Here is a 21,952-nt window from a genome sequence, read left to right as displayed (position 1 = left end):
ACTTCTTAAGGAATATCACCATGGCTAATGACACCTTGAAAACCGCCTCCGTCCTCGCCTTTGAACGCAAGCTGGACCCTTCCGACGCCCTCTTTTTCAGTGGCCAATGGGCGGATCGGGGCCAGCCCGCCGCCTGGGCACCGGTGCCGGTACGGGAAAAATCCGTGCGGGGCACCATCTCCAACCGGCTTAAAACCAAGGATCAGGACCCGGCCAAGCTGGATGCCGCCATTGAAAACCCCAATCTGCAAACCGTGGATGTAGCCACCCTCCCGGGGGACAGGGACACCCTGAAAGTCCAGTTCACCCTGCGGGTCCTGGGGGGCCTGGGGGAACTTTCCGCCTGCAACGACGGAGATTACCGGCGCAAACTCCTGGACACCACGACGGCCTATATAGCCAGCCAGGGGCTGGATGAGCTGGCCCGGCGTTACGCAGCCAACCTGGCTAACGGTCGCTTTCTCTGGCGTAACCGGGTAGGGGCGGAGCAGGTGGAAATCCAAGTGGCCCGACTGCAACAGGGACAGGTGGCAGAGCAATGGACCTTTCAGGCCCTGGACCACGACCAGCGCCGGCTCCAGGCCCCGGCTACGGAAGGGGCGGCCCTAACCGCCCTCGCCGGAAAAATCGCCCAGGCCCTGGCCGGCCAATCCCATCTGCTGCTCCAAATCACCGCCTATCTGCGGGTGGGAGGGGGCCAGGAAGTTTTCCCCTCCCAGGAGCTGATTCTGGACCGGGGCACCAGCAAAAAGAGCAAAACCCTGTACCGGGTGGGGGAAGGAGAAAAGGCCATCGCCGCCATCCACTCCCAGAAAATCGGCAATGCCCTGCGCACCATCGACACCTGGTATCCGGAGGCCGATGCCAACGGCCCCATCGCCGTGGAGCCCTACGGCTCGGTCACCACCCAGGGCAAGGCCTACCGGACCCCCCGGGACAAAATGGACTTCTACACCCTGTTGGACAATTGGCTCCTGAAAGACCAGGTGCCCCCCGTGGCCCAACAGCATTTCGTCATGGCGGTTCTGGTCCGGGGCGGGGTCTTCGGAGACGGGAACTAAGCGCCATGACCACCCATTACCTGGAAATCCGCCTGCGGAGCGACCCGGAACTGGCGCCCTCCCACCTGCTGGCCGGGCTTTACGCCCGGCTCCATCGGGCCCTGGTGCAATTGGACAGCCGCCACATCGGCCTCAGTTTTCCCGACCACCAGCAACACCCCCTTGGCCTGGGCAGCCGGATGCGCCTTCATGGCCCGGGGGCGGAACTGGAGCGGCTCATGGCCACCCCCTGGCTGCGGGGCATGGAAGACTACCTGGAGCGGAGCCCCATCCACCCCGCCCCGGCCAATGCCCAATACCGGGTCGTTAGCCGGGTCCAGGCCAAGAGCAATGCGGACCGCCTGCGCCGCCGGGCCATGAAACGCCACGGCCTGGCCGAGGCGGAAGCTGCCGCCCGCATTCCCCTGGCAGCGGAAGAACGGCTGGACCTGCCCTTTGTCACCCTGGGCAGCCGCAGCACCGGCCAACCCGCTTTCCCCCTCTTCATCCGCCACGGCCCCCTGGTGCCCTCCCCCCAAACCGGGGACTTCAACAGCTACGGCCTAAGCCCCAAAGCCACCGTCCCCTGGTTTTGACCCTTTTTTTTCGCTCTTTAAAAAACCGATAAAAATCAGTCCATTGCCCGCCACCCCCAAAAAAGGGGTGGCGCGGGCAATTTCACATTTTTTGTTTTTATATCAATGGATTGGGGAATATTCTGTCTAGTTCACTGCCGTGTAGGCAGCTCAGAAAACCGTCCATGTCACCCAGCAGCCGGGGCAGGAGTTCACTGCCGTGTAGGCAGCTCAGAAAAATGCGCGGAGTTTCTCCAGATACGTACTGCATGTTCACTGCCGTGTAGGCAGCTCAGAAATACCGCCTAACTCGCCCCCCCCCTCACCTAAGTTCACTGCCGTGTAGGCAGCTCAGAAAGGCTGGCGGCGGGCCCATCCGGTAAGTTCCTGGTTCACTGCCGTGTAGGCAGCTCAGAAAAGTAGGCGGTCCCCAATAGCCAGGGAGTAGATGTTCACTGCCGTGTAGGCAGCTCAGAAAGTTTTGGCTTCCGGCGGGGCCTTAGTTTCCGTTGTTCACTGCCGTGTAGGCAGCTCAGAAAAAGCGCATCCCCTACGTTCAAAACGTGATGTAGTTCACTGCCGTGTAGGCAGCTCAGAAATTACGGGGGCGGGTCGTGCTGGTGGCCGGTGCGTTCACTGCCGTGTAGGCAGCTCAGAAATCCTCGGGAGACGAAAATGCACATCGAATACGCGTTCACTGCCGTGTAGGCAGCTCAGAAATCAACAAGGCGGGGACGTACGAGCGAATAAAAGTTCACTGCCGTGTAGGCAGCTCCCCAACCGCCCCCCTTCACTTGATAAAAACACTCGAAAAATCCGTTACTTCCCCCCTTTTTCGTGGCCTGCTTCATGGCCCGACTGCCTATAATTTGGGATATTCTCTGACCAAAGTATGGCGTAGGATGCCCAAGCCCTTTTCCGGGCTTTTTTCATAAAACTTAAAACGGCTTCCCAGTACCCACCCTTTCAGGATTCCCCATGGATACCCCCGCCACAGAAGATAAAACCGGCGACGCCCTCAAGGCTCAGCGCTTCCAGATGCTGGAAGACATAGCCAAAGAATTGGAAGGGGATGTGGTTTTCCCCACCTGCTTTGATGTCACCCTGCGCCTGCGTAAGGTCCTCAACGATCCGGACATTTCCCTCCCCCGCCTGGTGGCCGTTCTCAGCGCCGAGCCCCTGATCAGCAGCAAAATTCTCCATCTGGCTAATTCGGTGGCCTACAACCCCCAGGGTCTGCAATGCCGGGATTTAATGGCGGCTATTCAGCGCATCGGTCTCCAGGCGGTGCGCAGCACGGCCCTGGCCCTGGCCATGAAGCAGTTGCTGCTCTCCAAGGAAATGGTCTGCTTCAAAGAGTTGATGGCCAATCTGTGGGAGCACTCGGTGGAAACGGCCTGCGCGGCCAAGGTGCTGGCCCGGAAATACACCCGCCTCAACCCGGAGGAGGCCCTTCTGGCCGGGCTGATGCACGATCTGGGGGCTTTCTATATGTTGTACCGGGCCGCCCATTACGAAGAACTGCGCATCCGGCCGGATACGGTGAAGCATCTGATCGCCCAATGGCACGAGGGCATCGGCGATGTGCTGTTCGCGGCCCTGGGCCTGGATGAAGCCCTCATCGAAGCGGCCCACGACCACGACCATCCCCGCCCCCTGCCGGACCCCATCGCCAATCTGGCCGACGTGGTTTATGTGAGTAATCTCCTGGCCGGCGGCCACGCGGCCTGGCTGATTCACGAAAGCTCCCTGGATGAGGGAGAACAGGAACAGCTGGACATCGCGTACGGGGAATTGAAAGAGGAAATCGTCCAGGCTACCCAGGAGTTTTCTTCCCTCTACGCCGCAAACTAAAGGACGAAAAACCCCGGCTCCCGGTCACGAAAAACCAGGCCCGGGCAAGAAAAGGCCGAGGGAAAAAGAAGCCCAAGGAACACCCGCCCCCACGGCCCCCAGCAAGGCCCCAGCACAGGGAAAGTGACAGAAAGGACGCAGAAAGCAGAAAAGCCCCCGATCTTTGGAAATGACCAAGGATCGGGGGCTTTTTCTATGGGGCGTATTTTGTGGCGTGTTTCCCAGGATTGGGGCGAATTGAGGCTGTTTTTATACCTTTTCCACCCAGCACCCAGAAAGTAAAAAACCGACCTAAGGGTCGGTTTTTTAACAGGAATTTGGTGGGTGGTACAAGGATCGAACTTGTGACCCCTGCCGTGTGAAGGCAGTGCTCTACCGCTGAGCTAACCACCCAAATGTCTGTCGAGGCGCGCATTAGACCATAAACCTCTAAGTGGGTCAAATTTTTTCTGCATCCTTTACAATAACGACTTCACCAACCTACGGCCTCTGCCAATCCCTCTGGCCTCTATTGACTATGATTCGCACACGATTCGCCCCCAGCCCCACCGGCTATCTGCACATCGGGGGAGCCCGTACCGCCCTCTTTTCTTGGGCTTTTGCCCGGCATCACGGCGGAAAATTCGTTTTACGCATAGAAGATACGGATATCGCCCGTTCCACCCCGGAGGCGGTGCAGGCCATTCTGGACGGCATGGAATGGTTGGGACTGGACCACGACGAAGGCCCCTTCTACCAAATGCAGCGCATGGACCGCTACCGGGAAGTGATCGCCAAAATGCTGGCGGACGGCAGCGCCTATTACTGCTACACCACGCCGGAAGAGCTGGAACAAATCCGGGAGGCCCAACGGGCCCGGGGGGAAAAGCCCCGCTACGATGGCCGCTGGCGCCCGGAACCGGGCAAGGTGCTGCCCACCCCGCCCGCCGGAATACAGCCAGTGATCCGTTTCAAGAACCCCCAGGAAGGCACGGTGGCCTGGGATGATATGGTCAAGGGGCGCATTGAAATTGCCAACGGGGAATTGGACGACCTGATCATTGCCCGGAAGGACGGCACCCCTACCTATAACTTCTGCGTGGTGGTGGATGACTGGGATATGCAGATCACCCACGTCATCCGGGGCGACGATCATGTGAACAACACCCCCCGGCAGATCAATATCCTCAAGGCCCTGGGCGCCCAAGTGCCCCAATACGCCCACCTCTCCATGATTCTGGGGGACGACGGCCTGAAGCTGTCCAAGCGGCGCAACTCGGTAGCGGTGACGGATTACGCGGACAACGGCTACCTGCCGGAGGCCGTGCTGAATTACCTGGCCCGCCTGGGCTGGTCCCATGGGGACGACGAGGTGTTTTCCATGGACCAGTTCTGCCAATGGTTCGACCTCAACCACATCACCCCTTCCGCCGCCCAATTCAATACGGAAAAGCTGAAGTGGCTCAACGCCCAGTACATCAAGGCCAAGGATGATGGAGAACTGGCCGAGTTGATCCGCCCCCGCCTGGAACAACGGGGCCTCACGGTCACCGCGGTACCGGCCCTTCCCGCCGTGATGGCCCTCCATAAGGAACGGGTGCAAACCCTGAACGAACTGGCGGATGCGGCGGCTATGTACTATGGGGAGGTGAAACCCAATCCGGACCTGCTGGCCCAGCATCTGATTCCCGCCGCCGTCCCGGCCCTGGCGGAAATCACCGCCGCCTTAAAGTCCATCCCCTGGGAAGAACCGGCCATTGAGGCTCTCATCAAGGAAATGGTCACCAAGCACGGGCTGAAATTCCCCAAGCTGGCCATGCCCCTGCGGGTACTCCTTACCGGCCAGACCCACACCCCCTCCGTGGGGGCCGTGATCGCCCTCTTCCCCCGGGAAACGGTGCTAAATCGGCTGACAGCGGTGAAATATTAAAAAATCTTCACCAAAGCCTTTACAGGCGCGAATCATGTTCCTATAATTCGCGCTTCTTTCGCGGCGGGGGTATAGCTCAGCTGGGAGAGCGCTTGCATGGCATGCAAGAGGTCCGCGGTTCGATCCCGCGTACCTCCACCAAATTGCGCGAAAGATAGTTCGGGTCCCCATCGTCTAGAGGCCTAGGACACCGCCCTTTCACGGCGATAACCGGGGTTCGAATCCCCGTGGGGACGCCAAGTTTTTCGGGTTGTAACTCTTCCCGATGACTTGCAGAAAGCAACATTTGCTGCGGGTCAGAACTGGTTCGGAGTGGTAGTTCAGTTGGTTAGAATACCGGCCTGTCACGCCGGGGGTCGCGGGTTCGAGTCCCGTCCACTCCGCCAACATTTGAGAAAAGTTGTCTTTTTGAGGCTTTTTTCAGATTTGTAGTGGTTTCGTAAGTTTTTCCAAAAAAAGCTTTACAACGCTGAGTTAGTTCCATATAATTCAGCCTTCTTTCGCGGCGGGGGTATAGCTCAGCTGGGAGAGCGCTTGCATGGCATGCAAGAGGTCCGCGGTTCGATCCCGCGTACCTCCACCAAATTGCGCGAAAGAAAGTCCGGGTCCCCATCGTCTAGAGGCCTAGGACACCGCCCTTTCACGGCGATAACCGGGGTTCGAATCCCCGTGGGGACGCCAAGTTTTCTCGGGTTGTTATTTTCCCGACCACTTGCGGGAAGCCACTTTTTCCTGTGAGTCAAAACTGGTTTGGAGTGGTAGTTCAGTTGGTTAGAATACCGGCCTGTCACGCCGGGGGTCGCGGGTTCGAGTCCCGTCCACTCCGCCAAAATTCAGAAAAGCCTTGTTAGTCATCGATTAACAAGGCTTTTTTGTTTTTTACTATACTTTCCCGGTCTTCCCCTTCTTTTCTCCCTCCCATGACCGCCCCCGTTCCCTTTCTCGCCACCCTGGCCCGGCAGGTCCGGGAGGCTCGCCATATTCTCTTCATCACCGGAGCGGGAATATCCGCTGATTCCGGTCTGCCCACCTATCGGGGAGTGGGCGGTCTGTATGAGGAGGCAGATACGGCGGAGGGCTACGCCATCGAGGATGCCTTGTCCGGGGAAATGCTGGAAACCCGGCCGGCCCTGACCTGGAAATATCTGGCCCAGATTGAAGCCAATTGCCGGCAGGCCCGCCCCAATGGGGCCCATCAGGCCATAGCCGCCCTGGAAAGCCCGACCCGACACATTACCGTCCTCACCCAGAACATCGACGGCCTGCATCGGGATGGGGGTAGTTCAGACTTAATCGAAATTCATGGCTGCCTGCGGGAGATTTACTGCCCCCGCTGCGGCCATGAGGAACAACGCCGGGATTACCGGGATTTGCCCTTGCCGCCCCCTTGTCCGGATTGCGGTGCCTGGCTGCGACCCCGGGTGGTGCTCTTTGGCGAGGCATTGCCCCAGGACGCCATCCGGAGGCTGGTCGGTGCCTTGGAAGCGGGGCCGGACCTGGTGTTCAGCATCGGCACCACCAGCGTCTTTCCCTACATTGCGGAGCCGGTGCTGTGGGCCAGGCAGCAGGGCATTCCCACGGTGGAAATCAATCCGGGGCAAACCCAGGTCAGTGCTCTGGTTAGCCACCGCTGGAGAGCCGGGGCCGCCAGCGCCATGGCCAGTCTGCTGGAGGCCGTGGCGCGGGCCGAGGGCAAACGCTGATCTCTTTGAAAATAAAGCATATTTATCCCTATCACCATTAGGGTATAATGGCCCGCTAAATTTCCACCAAGTTTCCAGCGTTTCCCGACCGTCAGCGCCGGGAAGCCCCTCCCCCAGCCACCCTGGGAGAGGTCCGCCAAAAAGGACCCCTATGACGCTGATGAAGTCCCTTGGTCTGTCCCCCCGCATCCTGTTCCGCTGTTGTTGCGTCAGCCTGCTGAGTTGGGGATTCAGTACCCTCACCCTGACCCCGGCCCACGCCGGAGACAGCCCCCTCTCCCTCTCCCTGGCCGCCACCCTCAAGGACTTTCCCCAGGACGCCGATCAGGACAGTTCCCCCGCCGCTACCGCTAAAGCCGAATTCAGCCAGCTTTCCGGCGACCTGCCCCGGGAAGAAATCCGCCCCTTCCCCAAGCTGCCCCAGGCCATTGACCTGACCGCCACCCCGGACGACCTGTGGGACCGGATTCGCAATGGCTTTTCCATGCCCAATCTGCGCAATGACCTGGTCCTCGCCCACGAGCAGTATTACGTGAACCGACCGGATTACGTGCGGCGCATGGTGGAACGGAGCAGCCGCTACCTCTATTACATCGTGGATGAAATCGGCAAACGGGGCATGCCCATGGAGCTGGCCCTGCTGCCCATGGTGGAGAGCGCCTACAACCCCATGGCCCTGTCCCGCAGCCACGCCTCCGGCATCTGGCAGTTCATCCCCTCCACGGGGAAGAACTTCAACCTGAAGCAGAACTGGTGGGTGGATCAACGCCGGGACATCGTCGCCTCCACCTCCGCCGCCCTGGATTATCTCCAATCCCTCTACGACATGTACGGGGACTGGCAACTGGCCCTGGCTGCCTACAACTGGGGCGAAGGCGCCCTGGCCCGGGCCGTGGCCAAAAACCAGAGTCGGGGTCTGCCCACGGATTATCAGAGCCTGACCCTGCCTACGGAAACCCGCAATTACGTTCCCAAACTTCAGGCCCTGAAAAACATTTTTAGCAACCAACGCCTCTTCGCCCAGCTCAACCTGCCCCCCATCGCCAACCGGCCCTACTTCAGCACCGTAGCCAAGACCACGGACATTGACGTGAAAATGGCGGCCAAGCTGGCAGAAATGCCCATGGATGAGTTCCTTGCCCTGAACCCGGCCCATAACCGGCCGGTCATCAAGGCCAACTCCCCCCTGATTCTGCCCACGGACAAGGTGGAGATTTTCAAGGCCAACCTGGAAAATACCGAAACCCCCCTGTCTTCCTGGGCCTCCTACACCTTACAGAAGGGGGAACGGCTGGAGGACGTAGCCGCCCGCTTCGATATTTCCCTGGCCGCCCTGAAAAACGCCAATGGCCTGGATGACCGGGGCCGGGTCGCCCCGGGCACCCCCCTCCTGGTGCCCAATAAGGAAGGAGCGGATACGGGGGATCTGGCGGCCATCACCCAGGCACCGGAAATGCCCGTGGCCCAGCCCACCCCGGCCCCGACGCCCCGTAGCAGCCCCACCCTGGCGGCCACCGCGGCCAAGGCTGGCCCGGTACTGGAAGCCAAGGTGGAAAAAAGTGCCCCCAAGACCCATACCCTGCGCAAGGGGGACACCCTCTTTTCCCTGGCCCGCCGCTACGATGTGGCGGTGGAAGACCTGAAACACTGGAACCCCAAGCTGGCGAAGAAAATGACCCCGGGTGCCGAGTTGATCGTGGCTCCGGCCCAGGAAAAAACCGTGATGGTGGCGGTGAAAGACAGCAAGACCGCCAAGGATGAGAGCAAGTCGGCCAAGGACGGCAAAGCTGGCAAAAAGTCGGAAGACAAGGACAGCGCCAAGAAGGACGACAAGAAATCCAAGGAACGGGAAAGCAAGAGCGCCAAGGCCGAGGAGAAATCCAAGATGGCCCGCTACACCATCCGCAAGGGGGACACCCTGGTGGCCGTCGCCCGCAAATTCAAGGTGGATGCGGATGATCTCAAGCGCTGGAACCATCTGGCGGGCACCAACCTGAAGCCGGGCAAAACCCTGACCATCCAGCTGGCCAAGAACGACAAGGAATAAGCTCCCAGGCACCGGCCCCGGGAATTTAGGGCCGGGGATGCCAAGCTGATCCCATAAAAAAACACGCCCCAGGGCGTGTTTTTTTATGGGCAAGCGGGCCACTCACAGTGGGGCTTTCCAAGCATCTCAAGCCTCCCGATCCCCAAGCCCACCGGAAAGGAAGCTTCAGCCTTTCTCCCACCAGTGGCAGCGCACCCAATGGCCCGGCGCTGCCTCCCGGGGTTCCGGGTATTCCTGGCGACACCGATCCGTGGCTAGGGGGCAACGGGGATGGAAATGGCACCCCTGGGGCGGATTGGCTGGAGAAGGGGTTTCCCCAGGCAGCAGGGGCGCCGCCTCCCGAGTAGAGGGAGTTAAGGAAGGACTGAGCACCGCCCCCAGCAGGGCCCGGGTGTAAGGATGGCGGGGGGTAGCCAGCAGGGAGGCCGCCTCCCCCCACTCCACGATACGGCCCAGGTACATCACCGCCACATCGTGGGCCAGATACTGGACCACGGCGAAATTGTGGGTGATGAACAGATAGGCCAGACCCAACTCTTCCTGGAGACGGCGCAGCAGGTTGAGAATCTGGGCCTGAACGGACACATCCAGGGCCGAGGTAGGCTCGTCACAAACCACCAGCTCAGGCTGAACCGCCAGGGCCCGGGCGATGGCGATACGTTGGCGCTGGCCGCCGGAAAACTCATGGGGATAGCGCCCTGCCCCGTCCGCGGGCAACCCCACCTGGGCCAACAGGGCTGCCACTGCGTCGTTCCAGCCTTCCCGGGGCACGGCCCCCAGGGCGCCCATGCCTTCCGCGATAATTTCTCCCACGGTAAGCCGGGGGTTGAGGGAAGCGAAGGGGTCCTGAAACACCATCTGCATCCGTCCCCGCCAGGGGCGCAGCTGCCGGTTTCCCAGGCCCTGCAATTCCTGCCCCCTAAGGCGGATGGAGCCGGTACTGGAAAGGAGGCGCAAGACCGCCTTCCCCACCGTGGTCTTGCCACAGCCCGATTCCCCCACCAGGGCCAGGGTGCGGCCTTTGGCCAGTTCCAGGGATACCCCATCCACCGCTTTGATATGGCCCACGGTGCGTTGCAGGATGCCCTTGCGGATGGGGAAATGCACCCGCAAATCCCCTACCGCCAAGAGGGGTGCGGCTTGGTCCGCTACGGTATGCGGCGAGGCGCTACCGGCAGCCACTTTGTCCACGGCCCGGGCCGGTTCCGCCACCAAGTGGCAGCGGACCCAATGGTCGTCCCCCACGGCCGCCCAATCCGGGGATTGTTCCCCACAGCGCTCCCAGGCGTGGGGGCAGCGGGGGGCAAAGCGGCAACCGGCGGGCATGGCCCCCAGGGCGGGAACCTGGCCGGGGATGGTGGCCAGGACCCTGCCCTGTTCCCCCACTTCGGGCAGGGCGGCAAACAGGGCCTGAGTATAGGGATGGCGAGGGTGCTGAAAAAAAGCCTCCCGGGGGGCTTTTTCCACCAGTTCCCCAGCGTACATCACCCCCACCCGGTGGGCGCTGCGGGCCACCACCCCCAGATCGTGGGTGATGAGCAGCATGCCCATGCCCCGTTCCTTTTGCAGGCGGGCCAGCAAATCCAGGATCTGGGCCTGAATGGTCACATCCAGGGCCGTGGTGGGCTCATCCGCAATGAGCAGGCGAGGTTCCCCAGCCAGGGCGATGGCGATCATGGCCCGCTGTTTCATACCCCCGGACAACTGGAAGGGATAGGCCTCCAGGCGCTGGGCCGGGTCCGCAATGCCCACGGCGGCCAGCAGCCCCTCCGCTTCGGCCCGGGCCGCGGCCCCTTCCAGACCCCGGTGGCGGCTCAGCACCTCCCCAATCTGGCGGCCAATGGTGAGGACCGGATTCAGGCTGGTGGCCGGCTCCTGAAAAATCATGGCCATGGCCCGCCCCCGCAGGTCGCCCATGGCGGCTTCGGGCAAGGGCAGAAGGGAGCGGCCTTCCAGTTCTACCGTGCCCCCCAGCACTCGCCCGCCAGAGGGCAGCAGCCGCATCAGGGCCAGGGCCGAGGCGGACTTGCCACAGCCCGATTCCCCCAGCAGGGCGAAGGTTTCCCCCGCCTCCACCTGGAAGGAAACCCCGTCGATAGCGGTAAGGGTGCGGCCCCGGCTGAGGAAGCCGACCCGCAGGTCGGTAACGCTGAGAAGGCTAGTGCTCATGGGCAAATCCTAGGCGCGCCGGCGGGGGTCAAAGGCATCCCGGACCACGTCGGCAAACAAATTGGCCGCCAGCACCAGGGCGAACATGAAGAGGAAAGCGGCTACCAGGGACCACCACACCATAGGTTCCCGGGCCAGCTCCATGCGGGCATTGTTAATCATGGTGCCGAAACTGATCATGGAGGGATCCACCCCGATGCCCACATAGGAGAGCACGGCCTCCGCCAGCACCAGACTGGAGAAGTCCATGACCAGGGAAATCAGCACCAGATGGAAAAGATTGGGCAGGATGTGGCGCAGCAAAATACGCAGGCTGGAAACACCAAAGGCCTGGGCGGCCTGGATGTATTCCAGGCGGGCCAGTTTCAGGGTTTCCCCCCGCAGCAGGCGAGCCAGGCCGGTCCAGCTGGTCAGGCCAAGAATGAAGCAAAGGGCCAGAAGGCGCATGTCCGCCCGCTCCGCCGCCGTATCGAACCATTGGGGATGGCGGTCCAGCACCCCCTGCATCATGAGTACGGCCGCGGCGATGAGCAGCACCCCGGGAATGGAATTCAGGGTGGTGTAGAGGTACTGAATCAGGTCATCCACCCAGCCCCGGAAATAGCCAGCCATGGTCCCCAGCAGCACGGCCAGGGGCAGGGTCACCAGGGTGGTGACCAGACCGATGACCAGGGCGGTGCGGATACTTTTTAGCACCTGGTAGAGCACGTCCTGGCCCACCTTGTCCGTGCCAAACACGTGATATTCGGGAACCAGGCAAAAGAGGGGTAAGGCCACCGCCAGAATGCCGCCCCAGGCCACCAGCACGCCCCGCCAGGCAAACTCCTCCGGTCCCGGGTGCCACAGCCGTTGCCAGCGGGCGCCCCACGCATTGCCCGAGAAACGGGCCAGGACTCCGGTCAAACTCCCCAGCCAGAGGAGCACCGCCAGTCCCCAGGCCAGAGCCAGACGCTTAGCAATATCCGCCCCCCGCGCCCCTTCCCGGCTACCCAGGTGGGCGCCACCGAAGCGCAGGCGGGGAAACTGGCGCCGCTCCAGGTGCTGGCCATCCGGCCCCAGGGTAGTCTCCATTTCCATAGCGAAACTTCGGGTAGCCAGGGGGGCGGAATAGGTTTTTTCGTTATTTTCCCGCAGGGCGCTCAGGGCCCCATCCAGGGCGGAGAGCACCTCCACCCCGTAGAGGGGAGCCGCTCCTGGGGTGCCCGCCAGCCGCTCCCGGTAATGGAGGGAATCCAGCAGGCCCACCAGGACAAAGACCCCCAGCAGCACCGCCGCCCCCATCCCCACCCCGCTTTGCCCCACCCGGGCCCAGGCGCTGCGCAAAGGCGGATTGCGGGCAATGCCCCAGGCCAGGAGCAAGGCCCCCGCCACCAGGAGCCAGACCAGCACATCGGACCAGAGAACCACGGGAAGGAAATTCATGGGATCAGTCAAAGCGGATGCGGGGATCCACCAGGGTGTAGGAAATGTCCGTGAGAATGAGGCCGACGATGTAGAGCACGGAGCCGAGAAAGACCATGGAACGCACCACGGCGAAGTCCTGGGCAGCAATGGCGTCAATGGTGTAGCTGCCCAGGCCGGGAATGCCAAAGAAGGATTCGGTGAGCAGGGAGCCCATGAAGAGTTGGGGAATGACCACCACCACCCCGGTCAGGATGGGAATCAGGGCGTTGCGCAGTACATGGCGGAACATCACCACCCGCTCCGCCAGGCCCTTGGCCCGGGCGGTACGCACGTAATCCTTATCCATTTCCTCGAGAAACAGGGTGCGATACCACCGGGCACTGCCCCCCAGGCCCGCCAGGACCCCAATAACCACCGGGAGAATGAGGAACTTCCAGGCTTCCAACCCCGCCCCGTAACCGGAGATGGGCACCAGGCGCCACATCTTGGCCACCAGCCATTGGCCCCCGATGATGTAGAACAGCCCGGAAATGGACATGAGGGCGACACAGGTGACCACGCCCCAGAAATCCAGGGCGGTGGCCCGAAAAAAGGTCAGGGTCAGAGCAATGGCAATGGCGGCGAAAAGGCCCAGGATAAAGGTGGGCAGAGCGATGGCCAGGGAGGGCCCCATGCGGCTGCGGATTTCCTGGCCAATGTCCCGGCCATCCTCGGCCCGGCCAAAATCCCCCACAAACAGGCGGGCGGATTTCTGAAAGAAAATGGTCTGGGTGGCCCGGCCCATCCCCGGGGCATCCCCATTCCAGAACAGGGGCTTGTCGTAGCCCCGCTCCGCCTTCCACTGGCTAATGGCTTCCGCCGTCACCCGCTTGTTGCCCAACTGCATCCGGGCCATGTCATCCGGGGAATTGACCACGAAAAACAGGGCGAAGGTCAGCAGATTGACCCCGATCAGAATAGGCAATGCATAGAGGAGGCGGCGGACCAGGTAGGCAAACATGGCGGGGACTATACCAAGCCCGCACCGGACTGCCTACCGGCGGGGCGGGGAAAGGCCCGGGAAGGGGAAACCGGCCCCATCAGGCCGGCTTATCCAGAATGGCGGCGGATTCGCTCAATTGGATGTTGTTGCGCCCCAGTTCCTTGGCCCGGTACATGGCGGCATCGGCCCGCCGGGTCAGTTCCTTGCCGTCCGCCCCGTGCAGGGGGTAAATGGCCCCGCCGATACTGGCGGTAACGGAGGCGGTCCCCCCGGGCAGGGAAAAAGGTTCGGCCAGCACCTGGAGTATTTTGGCCCCCACCGCCAGCACGTCGTCCTTACTCTTCACGGCGGGCAAAAGAAGAATGAACTCGTCCCCACCGATGCGGGCCACCGTGTCCGAATCCCGCACCGTATCCCGCAGCCGGGCTGCCACTTCGCGCAGCAGATGGTCCCCGGCGGCATGGCCGAAGCGGTCATTCACCGGCTTGAAATTATCCAGATCCAGATAGAGCAGGGCCACCATGTCCCCGTCCCGCTTGGCCTGGACCAGGGCCATTTGCAGCCGGTCCGCCAGCAGGGCCCGGTTGGGTAGGCCGGTCAGGGGGTCGTACTGGGCCAGGAGGCGCATCTGCTCTTCCACCGCTTTGCGGTCGCTCACATCCGCGTGGGTGCCGATGAGGCGCAGGGGATGGCCTTCCTTGTCCCGCCCCACCACCATGCCCCGGGACAGCATCCACTTCCAGCGCCCATCCTTGCAGCGCATGCGGAATTCCATGGAGAGGCTGGGAAGTTGGCCTTCCAGCACCCCCTGGACGGTGGTCTGGACCCGGGCCACGTCATCCGGATGAATGCGGGACAACCAGCTGTCGATCCGGTTGGGATAGGGATCATCCACCCCGTAGCCCAGCATTTCCCGGTAACGGGGGGAATAGATCACCTCCCCGGTCTTCACCTTCCAGTCCCAAACCCCGTCCCCCGCCCCCTCCAGGGCAAATTTCCAGCGCTCCTCGCTTTCCTCCAGGGCCTGCTGCATACGGGCCCGTTCTATGGCCAGGGACGCCAGCTGGGCCAGATAGGCGATCAATTCCATGTCGTCCGCGCTGGGGGCGTGGGGGGTGCGGTGATAGATGGCGAAGGTGCCCAGGATTTTTCCCGAGCTGCCCCGAATGGGCTCGGACCAGCAGGCGGCCAAACCGGCCTCCGCCGCCGTCCCCTTAAATTTTTCCCAGTAGGGATGGGTCTGGATGTCGGAGACGATAACCCGCTCCCCGATATAGGCGGCGGTCCCGCAGGAGCCCACCCCCAGGCCGATTTCCGTGCCGTGGATGGCCCGGTTGTAAAACTCCGGCAGGCTGGGGGCGGCGCCGGTGAGCAGGCGCTTGCCCTCCTCGTCCAGGAGCAGAACGCTGCACAGCATGCCCGGATTGCTGTGTTCCACGCTGAGGACCAGGGATTGGAGCACGTCCGGCAGGGGCCGGTGCTGAATGAGTAGGTTCAGCACTTCGTTTTTGGTGTTCTGGAATGCGTCCCGGCGCTGCTGCTCGGCGCGGCTCCGGGCCAGGATCAGAGCCTGGCGGGCCATGAGCTGGTGCAGGTGGTAGAGACGCAGGAGCAAGAGCAGGATGAAGGCCCCCAGGCCCAATACCACCCCCACGGCCAGCCCCCGGTCCGGCAGGGACGGCAGGCTACCGTTGTCCGCCCACAACCAGGCGGCGGGGAAAAAGGACAACAGCACCATAATCCCCAACACGTCCCAGCGGCTGTAGGCGGATTCTGAAAATCGCAGACGCGGCACTACGTCCCCTCTCTCACGGCATGACTCCTCGCTCACTACAGGAAGTCGGCTCCGGTGCTTGATCGGCAGCCGGAAAAGCGCTTCCCTTTTGGCTATAGGAAAAATCCTGCCCCATCGGGACCGTTTCGGCAAGCCCCGCGTCCCGGCGGAATCGACGGGGACGGGCCAGTCCCTGAAAACAGGGAAAAACCAGTGCTCACTTCGGTGGGAGAAAGACGGCAAAAAGACAAGGAAAAGACCAGGGAAACGGGCGTTTCCTTAATCCAAATGCAACATAACCGGGGCTTCCAGGGCCACTTCGTCACAATTGGGGCCGGGACCGGCCCGGTCTATTACCAGAAAATCGGAAACCTGGCCCAGGGCCAGGAGGGGATGGTGCCAGACCCCGGGAGCGTAATTCACCCCCTGATGGCCGGTGGCGAGAAAAGCCCGCAGCTCCCCGGCCTGGGGCGCTGCCCCGGGGGGTGCCACCACCACCAGATAGGGACGGCCATCCAGGGGCATGAAAGCCTGGCTGGCCAGGGGATGGCGCTCCATCATGGTCACGGCAAAAGGCAGGGGCCGGGGCTGGCCGCGGAAAATGCTCACAATCACCCGGCCCCCGGCCCCCGGGTCCAAGGAGGCCAGATCGTGGAAACGCTCCGTATTGCCCCCGTTAATAGTGAAATGCTCCGCCCCCTCGGCAGCCAGAACCTGGCCGAAGGGAGCGAAGGCTTCCCGGGTCAGGGGCTGGACCGGCAGCCGGGCCCCGGCCTCCTCCGCCCCTTTGCCCCCAACCGCCTCAACCACGGCCGCCCTCAAGGGCCGGACGGCCCCACAGGCGCAGGCGGGAAACCCCCCCGTCCGGATGGAGATTGAGGCGCACATGGGTAATGGGCCCCAGGGCCGCCACTTCCGCCGTAAAGCTATGGAGGGCATCCGCCGTGAGGGGCTGCTCGGGCAGCAAAGTGGGCCACCACAGGCTCTGGGTGGGCAGGGCCTGGTCCGCCGCCCCTTCCAGACAAACCGCCTGGAGGGAGACCCGATCCGGGAAATTGCCCTTGAAGTGGGCCGTATCCACCTCAATCCGGCTCACCGTGCCCGGGGCCCCCAAGGCCAGGATGCACCAGTCATGACCTGGCTCCCGGCGCCGCCGGGTTTCCCAGCCATCCCCCATATTCACGCCCCGGCCGGGCAGAATGAGGTTGGCGGCAGCGCCAAAGTGGGCGTCATTCCAGGCCACCGCCCGGCCACCGTTTTCCGCTGCTAAGAGATCCACTTCCGTCCCCGCCGGCAGGGCCTGCCAGGCGGGCACGGGGCGACCGTAAACCCGCAACCGGGCCACTCCCCCGTCGGGCAGGATATTGAGACGCACATGGGTCCAGGCCCGGTCCTCGCCCCGCCCCCCCAGGGAGAAAAACTGGTGGCTATCCCCCTCCAATGGGGTGGGAGGCAGCAGGGTTTCCCATACCGTTGCTGCCCCGGGCACCGGGTCCGGAGAAACGCAGGCGTCAATGGCACAGGCCGGGGGAAAATTGCCGGTAAAAAAGCTGGTATCCACTTCAAAACCGGCAATGGCGCCGGGCCGCCCCAGGCGTACCACCGCCCAGTCATGGCCCGGCCCCCGCTTGCGGCGGCTTTCCCAGCCATCCATCCACTTACCGTGGTCGTCGTAGCGGCCCACGGCAAAGATGGCTGGGGTGGCCTGGAGCATGCGTGCCATGGGGGCGAAAAAATCGTCGGAGCAGGCCACGGCCTCTGCCCCCAGGCGGGGATCGGCCAGATTCAGGGCGGTGGCGGCCCAGTCCGGCAGCTGGGCGGGGTGGGCGGTGAGCAGATTTTCCATGGACAATCCCTAAGGACAGAAAACCGGTAGGCCATGCCTGACCCACCGGGAGGGTTCAAGGGGCGCCCGGCACAGCCCCTGGGCCGCCGGGCGAAGCGGGACGGCTCAGGCCGCCAGATAGGGGTGCTTTTCCCGCCAATGGCGGGCGATATCCACCCGGCGGCAGATCCATACCTTATCGAATTTTTCCAGGTAATCGAGAAAACGTTGCAGGGCCCGAATACGCCCGGGACGACCCGTCAGGCGGCAATGGAGCCCCACGGACAACATCCGGGGAGAATCTTCCCCTTCCGCATAAAGGGCATCAAAGCTGTCCTTTAGGTACTGGAAAAATTCTTCCCCGTGGGAAAAGCCCTGGGGCAGAGAAAAACGCATGTCGTTGGCGTCCAGGGTATAGGGCACGATCAGGTGGGGCGTGGTTTCCCCGTCCGTCTTGGCAACCCGGGTCCAGAAGGGCAGATCGTCCCCATAGTAATCCGAGTCGTAGAGAAAGCCGCCGTAATCCGCCACCAGACGCCGGGTATTGGGGGAATCCCGGCCGGTATACCAGCCCAAAGGCCGTTCCCCGGTGAGCCGCTCCATGAGGGCCATGCCGATGGCCATGTGCTCCCGCTCCACGGCCTCGGGCACTTCCTGGTAGTGAATCCAGCGCCAGCCGTGGCAGGCGATTTCATGACCCAGTTCCCGGAAGGCGGCGGTGGCCTCCGGATTGCGCTCCAGGGCCATGGCCACGCCAAAAACGGTGAGGGGCAGGCCCCGCTTTTCAAATTCCTTCAGGATGCGCCACACCCCCACCCGGGAGCCGTATTCGTAAATGGACTCCATGGACAGGTGCCGGTCCGGATAGGGCGCCGGGTTGAACATTTCGGAGAGAAACTGCTCCGCCCCCGCATCCCCGTGAAGCACGGAGTTTTCCCCGCCCTCCTCGTAATTGACCACGAACTGCACCGCCACCCGGGCATCCCCGGGCCAGTCAGCCCGGGGGGGACGGGGGCCGTAGCCCACCATGTCCCGGGGGTAGGCGGCAGGATCGTTGATGACAGCAGACATGATGACTTTCTCCAGACGAGATTCGGGGCAGCTTCCCGCCCCGGGGAATTTAACGGGCGCCGGCCAGGGCCCAGGCGGCGATCTTGGCCCGCTCAGCGTCGGTCATGTGGGTGGCGTTACCCAGGGGCATGGCCTTCAGCTGCACCGCCTGCAACACAATGCGGGGCGCCAGGGCATGGATGCGCTCCGGGGTATCCAGCAGCACCCCCGCCGGGGCAGAGGGCATGAGGCTAGGCTTTTCGCTATGGCAGACGGCACAGCGCTGGGCGATGATGGGCTGAATTTCCGCCAGGGTGGGGGCTTGGCCAGTCGCCACCTTGCTTTGGGCCGGGGCAATCCAGGCAAAGGTGCCCAGCAGCACCACCAGGGCCGCCGCCGGCAACTGCCAGCGGAACACCCCCTTATGGCGCAGGTTGAAGAAATGGCGGATGAGCACGGCAGCAAAGAAAATCAGGGCCAGCACCAGCCAGGCATGGGCATTGGTGTAGGTGAAGGCGTAGTGGTTGCTGATCATGCAGAAGAGCACGGGCAGGGTCAGGTAGTTGTTATGCACACTACGCTGCTTGCCCCGCTGGCCGTGCACCGGGTCCGGCGTTTCCCCCCGGGCCAGGGCAGCCACCACCTTTTTCTGGCCGGGAATGATCCAGAAGAACACATTGGCGCTCATGGTGGTGGCGATCATGGCTCCCACGTGGAGATAGGCGGCCCGGCCGGACAGCAGATGGGTCAGCACATAGGCCACCCCCACCACGAAGGCGAAGTAGATCACCCCGAACACCAGCTGGCTGCGCTTGATAAACAGGCGGCAGAGGCCGTCATAGAACAGCCAGCCCCCCACCAGGGTCGCCAGCCCCACCAGCACGGCCTGGCCCGGAGTCAGGCTGGAGACGGCGGGATCCACCATGTAGGTGGCAGCCTGGGAGTAATACAGGGTGCCCACCAGGAAAAAGCCGGTCATCCAGGTGCTATAGGACTCCCACTTGAACCAGTGGAGTTCGTCCGGCAGCTTTTTCGGGGCCACGGCGTATTTCTGGGGATTGTAAAAACCGCCCCCATGCACCGCCCAAATTTCCCCGGTCACCCCCTTTTCCTTCAAATCCGGGTCCGTGGGTACCCGCAGGTGATTGTCGAGCCAGACGAAGTAAAAGGAAGAACCGATCCAGGCAATACCCACCACCAGGTGGAGCCAGCGCAGCAACAGGGTGCCGCATTCAATGAGGTAAGCGCTATCCATTTCAGGAACCCCGGTAGGTAGACCAGCTCCAGGGGGAAACCAGGAGCGGCACATGGAAATGTTGGGTAGCGTCGGCAATACCGAAGCGCAGCACCACCTGGCCGACGAAGGCGGGTTGGGCCAGGGCCTGGCCCCGGGTGGCGAAATAGGCCCCCGCGTCGAACACCAGTTCATAGACCCCGGGCAGGAAGGTCTCCCCTTCCAGCAGGGGGGCTTGGGCCCGACCGTCATGGTTGGTGGCACCCTGGCACAGCAGGCGGGGCGCCTGGCCTTCATCCAGGCGATAGAGGGCGTAGCCCATGGCGGCGGCGGGCAGGCCCTCCGCCGTATTCAAGACGTGGGTGGTGAGTCGTCCCATGTGAGTGTTTTCCCTTCCGACTCCTGCCCCGAACCCGGGAAAAGCCCGGCGGGATGAAGTCCTTGCACGGCTGGATTATAGGAATTCCGGCTCCCGGACCGATGAATATCCTTTATCGCTCCCCCCGTATATTGGCGTCCCCTAAGGTTTTCCGCCCCAGGGCAGGGCTTTGGCAGCAGGCCGGGCCACTATGCGGAAACCCGAAAGGTGGTTATTCATGGGGGCCGGTTGTCGCCCCCGGAGCGGGCCCGTATCGTCGCCCCTAACAACACCAACCACGCCCTACCCGCCCCACTGGACTATTTATGGCCACCGAAAGACTGTCCCCCCAACACCTCTCGTCCCTTCCCGAGCCCCAGTTCGTGGCCGCCCTGACGGGCATTTTCGAACACACGGACTGGGTCAGCCAGCGGGCCTGGAAACGCCGCCCCTTCCCCACCCTGCAAGCCCTGGAACAGGCCCTGGAGGCGGAATTGCACCAGGCCAGCCCGGCGGAACAGCAGGCCCTGATCCAGGCCCACCCGGAATTAGCGGGCAAGGCGGCCATCCGGGGCGAACTCACCGCCGAATCCACGGATGAACAAGCCAATGCGGGCCTCACCGCCTGCACCCCGGAGGAATACGCCCACCTTCAGGAACTCAATCGGGCCTACCGGGAACGGTTCGGCCACCCCTTTATCCTGGCGGTGCGGGGCTTGAGCCGACAGGACATCATCCGCAATTTTGAAAGCCGCCTGGACAATTCCCCGGACCAGGAATTCACCGAAGCCCTGCGCCAGATCGCCCGCATCGCCGCCCTGCGGCTCCGGGAACGGCTGGTGGAAGAAGCCTAGGCATCCTCCCCTTATAGCCGGCGCCCCCCAGGGACAGAAGCCCGGGGTGCCCCACCTCTCGGCTCGGGCCCATTCTTGCGGCCCAGCCAAACCCAGCCCCCGGACTCAACCCCGGGGGCTGTTTTTATTCCTCCATGCCGCCGGAAGCCAGGGCCCGGGTCACCGTGGTGATCTGCTCCCGCAACCAGCGGCACTCGTCCGAATACTGGGTACGGTCATGCCACAGCATGTAGTAGCGCACCACGGGAAAATCCAGGGGAATGGGCTTCACCACCAGGGGCAGGGTTTCCGCATAGTGTTCGGCAAAATTCCGGGGGCCGGTAAAGACCAGATTGGATTTCACCAGCACGAAGGGCACGATGTTCTGGTAAGGCAGATAGGCGGCCACATTGCGCCGTAGCCGTTCTTTGGCCAGATAGGTGTCGATTACCCCCCGCCGCCCCACGGAATAGGGGGTGGGCAGGAGATGCTCCGCCAGCAGGTAGTCTTCCACCGTCAATTCCTTGTCCGCCAGGGGATGGCCCTTGCGCATCAGGCACACCATGGTGTCGTCGAACAGGGTGGAGAGGCGCAGATTTTCCGGAGGCTGGGGCCAGTTGCCCAGCACCACATCCAGATCCCCGTTTTCCAGGGCCTGCTGATAATCGAAGTCCTGGCCCATGGAATGGAAGGAAAACTGGGCGTTGGGGGCCTGACAGAGGAGACGGCTCATCACCTCGGCGATAAAGCCGGAATGGAAGTAATCCGGGCAGGCGATATTGAACAGGCGCCGGCTGGTGGAAGGATCAAAGGTGGTCTTCTGGGAGGAGATCATTTCGATCTGCTGCAAAGCCACCCGCACTGGTTGGAGCAGGGCCGCGCCCCGCTCCGTGGGCGTCATGCCGTTGCGACTGCGCACCAGGAGCTGATCCCCGGAAATTTCCCGGAGCCGGCGCAAGGCCGTGCTCACCGCCGGTTGGGACAGATTCAGTTTGAGGGCGGCCCGGGACACGCTGCCTTCGGTGAGCAGGGAATGGAGCACCCGCAGGAGGTGCACGTCAATGGATTCCCAAGATAGGGTGGAACGGTTTTGCAAGATGGGCTCCTCGGAGAAGACGCCCTATTTAAGCAAGCATTGTTCCTGACCGGGAGCTGACCCCATTTCCCCGGGGCCTGGGCCACCCGTTTCCCCGCG

At 62.7% G+C, this 21,952-nt stretch carries 17 protein-coding genes, 7 tRNA genes and 1 CRISPR repeat array; of the genes, 13 read left to right on the top strand and 11 right to left on the bottom strand.

Going from position 1 to position 21,952, the window contains the following annotated elements:
- Window positions 1–20 precede the first annotated feature (20 nt).
- From csy3 to Azoinq_RS13190, 3 genes are all read left to right on the top strand, one after another.
- Window positions 21–1,061 (top strand): type I-F CRISPR-associated protein Csy3, encoded by a 1,041-nt coding sequence (gene csy3 / locus Azoinq_RS13200; RefSeq protein WP_216128434.1) that lies wholly within the window; start codon window positions 21–23, stop codon window positions 1,059–1,061.
- Between the two features lie 5 nt (window positions 1,062–1,066).
- Window positions 1,067–1,636 (top strand): type I-F CRISPR-associated endoribonuclease Cas6/Csy4, encoded by a 570-nt coding sequence (gene cas6f / locus Azoinq_RS13195; RefSeq protein ID WP_216128435.1) that lies wholly within the window; start codon window positions 1,067–1,069, stop codon window positions 1,634–1,636.
- Between the two features lie 129 nt (window positions 1,637–1,765).
- Window positions 1,766–2,395: direct repeats of the CRISPR family, unit length 28 nt; unit sequence GTTCACTGCCGTGTAGGCAGCTCAGAAA.
- Between the two features lie 198 nt (window positions 2,396–2,593).
- Window positions 2,594–3,469: an HDOD domain-containing protein gene (locus tag Azoinq_RS13190; RefSeq protein ID WP_216128436.1), complete on the top strand. Its 876-nt coding sequence runs from the start codon at window positions 2,594–2,596 to the stop codon at window positions 3,467–3,469.
- A gap of 318 nt (window positions 3,470–3,787) precedes the next feature.
- Here the strand turns inward: Azoinq_RS13190 and Azoinq_RS13185 are convergent.
- Window positions 3,788–3,862: transfer RNA gene (locus Azoinq_RS13185), tRNA-Val, on the bottom strand.
- A 124-nt stretch (window positions 3,863–3,986) separates the two neighbouring features.
- Between Azoinq_RS13185 and gltX the strand changes: the two genes are divergently transcribed.
- The 9 genes from gltX to Azoinq_RS13140 all read left to right on the top strand — a co-directional run bounded on the left by gltX (window position 3,987) and on the right by Azoinq_RS13140 (window position 9,128).
- Window positions 3,987–5,378 carry a glutamate--tRNA ligase gene (gene gltX / locus Azoinq_RS13180; protein WP_216128437.1) on the top strand — a complete coding sequence of 464 codons (1,392 nt, stop codon included), beginning with the start codon at window positions 3,987–3,989 and terminating at the stop codon, window positions 5,376–5,378.
- 65 nt (window positions 5,379–5,443) lie between these two features.
- Window positions 5,444–5,519: transfer RNA gene (locus Azoinq_RS13175), tRNA-Ala, on the top strand.
- 22 nt (window positions 5,520–5,541) lie between these two features.
- Window positions 5,542–5,617: transfer RNA gene (locus Azoinq_RS13170), tRNA-Glu, on the top strand.
- Window positions 5,618–5,687: 70 nt separating this feature from the next.
- Window positions 5,688–5,764, top strand: a tRNA-Asp gene (locus tag Azoinq_RS13165).
- A gap of 121 nt (window positions 5,765–5,885) precedes the next feature.
- A tRNA-Ala gene (locus Azoinq_RS13160) sits at window positions 5,886–5,961 on the top strand.
- 22 nt (window positions 5,962–5,983) lie between these two features.
- Window positions 5,984–6,059: transfer RNA gene (locus Azoinq_RS13155), tRNA-Glu, on the top strand.
- A 71-nt stretch (window positions 6,060–6,130) separates the two neighbouring features.
- A tRNA-Asp gene (locus Azoinq_RS13150) sits at window positions 6,131–6,207 on the top strand.
- A 91-nt stretch (window positions 6,208–6,298) separates the two neighbouring features.
- Complete coding sequence (locus Azoinq_RS13145; RefSeq protein WP_216128438.1) at window positions 6,299–7,081, top strand: NAD-dependent protein deacylase; 783 nt, start codon at window positions 6,299–6,301, stop codon at window positions 7,079–7,081.
- A 160-nt stretch (window positions 7,082–7,241) separates the two neighbouring features.
- Entirely contained in the window at window positions 7,242–9,128 is a 1,887-nt protein-coding gene (locus tag Azoinq_RS13140; RefSeq protein WP_232368496.1) for a LysM peptidoglycan-binding domain-containing protein, read from the top strand.
- 165 nt (window positions 9,129–9,293) lie between these two features.
- Here Azoinq_RS13140 and Azoinq_RS13135 read toward each other — a convergent pair whose 3' ends face one another.
- The 9 genes from Azoinq_RS13135 to uraH form a co-directional block, all read right to left on the bottom strand.
- Window positions 9,294–11,297 (bottom strand): ABC transporter ATP-binding protein, encoded by a 2,004-nt coding sequence (locus Azoinq_RS13135; RefSeq protein WP_216128440.1) that lies wholly within the window; start codon window positions 11,295–11,297, stop codon window positions 9,294–9,296.
- 9 nt (window positions 11,298–11,306) lie between these two features.
- Complete coding sequence (locus tag Azoinq_RS13130; protein ID WP_216128441.1) at window positions 11,307–12,719, bottom strand: ABC transporter permease; 1,413 nt, start codon at window positions 12,717–12,719, stop codon at window positions 11,307–11,309.
- Between the two features lie 4 nt (window positions 12,720–12,723).
- Complete coding sequence (locus Azoinq_RS13125; RefSeq protein WP_216128442.1) at window positions 12,724–13,701, bottom strand: ABC transporter permease; 978 nt, start codon at window positions 13,699–13,701, stop codon at window positions 12,724–12,726.
- 79 nt (window positions 13,702–13,780) lie between these two features.
- Window positions 13,781–15,478, bottom strand: coding sequence for a diguanylate cyclase domain-containing protein (locus tag Azoinq_RS13120; RefSeq protein ID WP_216128443.1), 1,698 nt, complete (start codon window positions 15,476–15,478; stop codon window positions 13,781–13,783).
- Window positions 15,479–15,736: 258 nt separating this feature from the next.
- The gene (locus tag Azoinq_RS13115) at window positions 15,737–16,267 is read right to left on the bottom strand and encodes an ureidoglycolate lyase (RefSeq protein WP_232368495.1); all 531 of its coding nucleotides are present in this window, start codon (window positions 16,265–16,267) and stop codon (window positions 15,737–15,739) included.
- Complete coding sequence (gene alc / locus Azoinq_RS13110; protein WP_216128445.1) at window positions 16,260–17,303, bottom strand: allantoicase; 1,044 nt, start codon at window positions 17,301–17,303, stop codon at window positions 16,260–16,262. Before alc ends, Azoinq_RS13115 begins: the two co-directional genes overlap by 8 nt.
- Before the next feature lie 105 nt (window positions 17,304–17,408).
- The gene (puuE, locus tag Azoinq_RS13105; protein ID WP_216128446.1) at window positions 17,409–18,353 is read right to left on the bottom strand and encodes an allantoinase PuuE; all 945 of its coding nucleotides are present in this window, start codon (window positions 18,351–18,353) and stop codon (window positions 17,409–17,411) included.
- Window positions 18,354–18,402: 49 nt separating this feature from the next.
- A complete protein-coding gene (locus Azoinq_RS13100; RefSeq protein WP_216128447.1) occupies window positions 18,403–19,587 on the bottom strand; it encodes a urate hydroxylase PuuD in 1,185 nt (394 codons plus the stop codon).
- A gap of 1 nt (window position 19,588) precedes the next feature.
- Window positions 19,589–19,945: a hydroxyisourate hydrolase gene (uraH, locus tag Azoinq_RS13095; protein ID WP_216128448.1), complete on the bottom strand. Its 357-nt coding sequence runs from the start codon at window positions 19,943–19,945 to the stop codon at window positions 19,589–19,591.
- Window positions 19,946–20,250: 305 nt separating this feature from the next.
- Here uraH and uraD point away from each other — a divergent pair, with 305 nt between their 5' ends.
- Window positions 20,251–20,778 carry a 2-oxo-4-hydroxy-4-carboxy-5-ureidoimidazoline decarboxylase gene (uraD, locus tag Azoinq_RS13090; RefSeq protein ID WP_216128449.1) on the top strand — a complete coding sequence of 176 codons (528 nt, stop codon included), beginning with the start codon at window positions 20,251–20,253 and terminating at the stop codon, window positions 20,776–20,778.
- A gap of 124 nt (window positions 20,779–20,902) precedes the next feature.
- Here the strand turns inward: uraD and Azoinq_RS13085 are convergent, their stop codons facing one another.
- Entirely contained in the window at window positions 20,903–21,853 is a 951-nt protein-coding gene (locus Azoinq_RS13085; protein WP_216128450.1) for a LysR family transcriptional regulator, read from the bottom strand.
- Between the last annotated feature and the right edge of the window lie 99 nt (window positions 21,854–21,952).

Source organism: Azospira inquinata (genome assembly GCF_018905915.1).
GTDB lineage: Bacteria > Pseudomonadota > Gammaproteobacteria > Burkholderiales > Rhodocyclaceae > Azospira > Azospira inquinata.
This window is presented reverse-complemented; position numbering and strand designations above follow the sequence as displayed.

Coding starts and splice junctions, on each gene's coding strand:
- csy3 (WP_216128434.1), top strand. CDS start 21: ATGGCTAATGACACCTTGAAAACCGCCTCCGTCCTCGCCTTTGAACGC.
- cas6f (WP_216128435.1), top strand. CDS start 1,067: ATGACCACCCATTACCTGGAAATCCGCCTGCGGAGCGACCCGGAACTG.
- Azoinq_RS13190 (WP_216128436.1), top strand. CDS start 2,594: ATGGATACCCCCGCCACAGAAGATAAAACCGGCGACGCCCTCAAGGCT.
- gltX (WP_216128437.1), top strand. CDS start 3,987: ATGATTCGCACACGATTCGCCCCCAGCCCCACCGGCTATCTGCACATC.
- Azoinq_RS13145 (WP_216128438.1), top strand. CDS start 6,299: ATGACCGCCCCCGTTCCCTTTCTCGCCACCCTGGCCCGGCAGGTCCGG.
- Azoinq_RS13140 (WP_232368496.1), top strand. CDS start 7,242: ATGAAGTCCCTTGGTCTGTCCCCCCGCATCCTGTTCCGCTGTTGTTGC.
- Azoinq_RS13135 (WP_216128440.1), bottom strand. CDS start 11,297: ATGAGCACTAGCCTTCTCAGCGTTACCGACCTGCGGGTCGGCTTCCTC.
- Azoinq_RS13130 (WP_216128441.1), bottom strand. CDS start 12,719: ATGAATTTCCTTCCCGTGGTTCTCTGGTCCGATGTGCTGGTCTGGCTC.
- Azoinq_RS13125 (WP_216128442.1), bottom strand. CDS start 13,701: ATGTTTGCCTACCTGGTCCGCCGCCTCCTCTATGCATTGCCTATTCTG.
- alc (WP_216128445.1), bottom strand. CDS start 17,303: ATGGAAAATCTGCTCACCGCCCACCCCGCCCAGCTGCCGGACTGGGCC.
- puuE (WP_216128446.1), bottom strand. CDS start 18,353: ATGTCTGCTGTCATCAACGATCCTGCCGCCTACCCCCGGGACATGGTG.
- Azoinq_RS13100 (WP_216128447.1), bottom strand. CDS start 19,587: ATGGATAGCGCTTACCTCATTGAATGCGGCACCCTGTTGCTGCGCTGG.
- uraH (WP_216128448.1), bottom strand. CDS start 19,945: ATGGGACGACTCACCACCCACGTCTTGAATACGGCGGAGGGCCTGCCC.
- uraD (WP_216128449.1), top strand. CDS start 20,251: ATGGCCACCGAAAGACTGTCCCCCCAACACCTCTCGTCCCTTCCCGAG.